The sequence below is a fragment of the Anoxybacillus mongoliensis genome, assembly GCF_014201515.1.
Classification (GTDB): Bacteria; Bacillota; Bacilli; order Bacillales; family Anoxybacillaceae; genus Anoxybacillus; species Anoxybacillus mongoliensis.
On the sequence record NZ_JACHEQ010000029.1, the window covers coordinates 1 to 2237 of the forward strand.

Annotated in this window: 2 protein-coding genes and 1 pseudogene; 1 reads left to right on the plus strand and 2 read right to left on the minus strand. The window is 37.9% G+C overall.

Annotated features, from left to right (window positions below):
• A pseudogene (locus HNR43_RS14010) lies at positions 1-1429 on the plus strand (DEAD/DEAH box helicase); the annotation flags it as partial.
• Between the two features lie 42 nt (positions 1430-1471).
• Here the strand turns inward: HNR43_RS14010 and HNR43_RS14015 are convergent.
• Positions 1472-2011, minus strand: a complete 540-nt coding sequence (locus tag HNR43_RS14015) for an IS630 family transposase (protein ID WP_246346343.1) — start codon at positions 2009-2011, stop codon at positions 1472-1474.
• Complete coding sequence (locus HNR43_RS14225) at positions 1990-2121, minus strand: winged helix-turn-helix domain-containing protein (protein WP_246346344.1); 132 nt, start codon at positions 2119-2121, stop codon at positions 1990-1992. The genes HNR43_RS14015 and HNR43_RS14225 overlap by 22 nt, the downstream gene beginning before the upstream one ends.
• Between the last annotated feature and the right edge of the window lie 116 nt (positions 2122-2237).

Here is a 2237-nt window from a genome sequence, read left to right on the forward strand (position 1 = left end):
GAACAGTACGTTCTACAACACCCGGATGAGGTGTTGCGCCGCATCGGGTGTACTGCGTGAACCAGAGGTTAAAATTTTAAATTGGATGTATATAGTTTACGACTTTATCGGCGATCGACTGGAAGATAAAGTTGCCGATTTACCGACATTAATGCAACAAGCAATCTTAAACCGTGAGCGGTTGGAAGATATTAAGAAAGATATAGAGGGAGTATTGTCTCAGGAATACATGGAATTATTAAGAATTGCGAAAGAAGAACGTCTAGCCGTTGATACAATTGATTTACCAGGGATGAAACGTGAACAGTATGATATCGCTATTCAAAAGATTCCTACTCGCGTGTATGCGGAGTTTGCAGTAAATACGTTAAGCAGAAACCGAGTAAAGGTATATCCTTCTCAAAATGATCATGTATATCGTATTGATCGCATTCCGAAGTCCATACGAGAATTTGCAAGAAAACATCGTATTCCTTTAAAAGGAAAAGAAGAGTCGTATCGCTTTACAGATGCGAACGAGTATATGGATGAGGAAGTTTCAATCATGCTCAATGACCATCCATTGTTTTCTTTATCTTTACAATTGATGAAAGAGGAGATAGAAGGACTCGTATTACCTCATTTTGAAGTTAAATTTCCAATCAATGAAGAATTGCTAATGGAAGGTTACGAAATCAGTCTTACAGATGGTACAGGACGTGAATTATTTCGCGATGTTGTCTATTTTGCGAAGCGTAAAACAGGTGAAGTAATTGAGGTAGACTCCTATTGGCTATATGGCTATTCGTTTGAACAGCCATTCATACATGAAAATCAAAAAAACGAGCCCCAATTATTTATGGATGCAATGAATAAAGTCATACAAAAACGTGAAGAGTTGGTTCTATCAAATGAAGCGCAATTAAGCAAAAAAATACAGTTTCTCCGCCGAGCATTTGACCATCAATACCAAGAAACCGTATTAAGACTTGAAAAGTACCGTAACGAAAACGAAGAAAACCGAAATTCAGCACTAATCAACCAAATGAAAGCAAAATTAATTGATATCGAAGATCACCGTAAAGCTCGTTTGGAGGAAGTAGAACGTGAACGAAACGTAAATATCATTCCGTCAAACAGACTCGTTCAATTCACGCTATTGCCAGATAAGGAAAAAAGCTATCGCCTTCTCTCGATTGACTACAAAGAGTTAATTGAGCAATATGAACAAGCAAACGGCCGAAAAAACGTAAAAATGTACCCTGCTTTATCACTTATCGACTTCATGAGTGAAGATGAACAGGGTAATCCGCGATTCATTATCCTTACAAACAATCAAACGATGACCTTACCTAAACATCATTTAAAAGATTTATCAGAACTACGCGGATGTATTTATATCTATTTAATTGAAAATGGAAAAGTAACTGCAGAAAAGTTGATTCAATAAATAGTACGATGACTGTGTCGCCTAAATATATATAGATTCAGATTAATTTTCCGACATAACCACCTGTCCGATGCGCTGGAGCACTCTTTCTGGAAATTCAGAAAGGTACTCCAAAAACGAAACAATCGATTCTCTCAACTCCTTTCGAATGGGATGGAACCGATTGGCAATGACACTTTCTTTCAGCCAGCCCCAAATTCGTTCAACTAAATTTAAATTCGGCGAATAAGGGGGTAAGAATACAAAAGTTAACTGCTCTTCACGCTCCTGTAAAAAAGGCTGAAGAACTTTGGCATGATGAATTTTTGCGTTATCCAAGATCATAACGACATGTTTGTTTGGATATTGGTTTAATATGTATTGAAGAAACTGCAGAAAAGCCTGTGCGTTACATTGGTCCGTTTCCATACAGAGAAATTCACCCGTTTCGATATTCACACCACCTAATAAGCTAACCGTTGCGTGGTGTCCATACGTAGGGATTTGTTTTTGACACCCTTTGACACTCCATGTGGTACGAAGAGCTTGGTAATCGCGAATATGACTTTCATCTTCATAGATTATGACTGTGTTGTCGGACAAGTTTTTTTTATGAGTTCTATTTCCTGTTGAAACTCTTTTTGTTTTTGAGGATTCGCCCGTTTGAGGGTATACGTAGGGCGTGTATAGCGAAATCCCCATCGATGGAGCATGTCACAAATCCCACCGCAACATGATGTTAGTCTAGATTATAGACACAACGAATAGAGAAATGTACAGTAAATCTATCAATGATGAGGAGTGTCTATAATGACAAGACGTTTTGATA

What these genes read in the sequence shown, in the direction of transcription:
- HNR43_RS14225 (WP_246346344.1), bottom strand. Translation starts at nt 2,121, where the DNA reads ATGCTCCATCGATGGGGATTTCGCTATACACGCCCTACGTATACCCTC.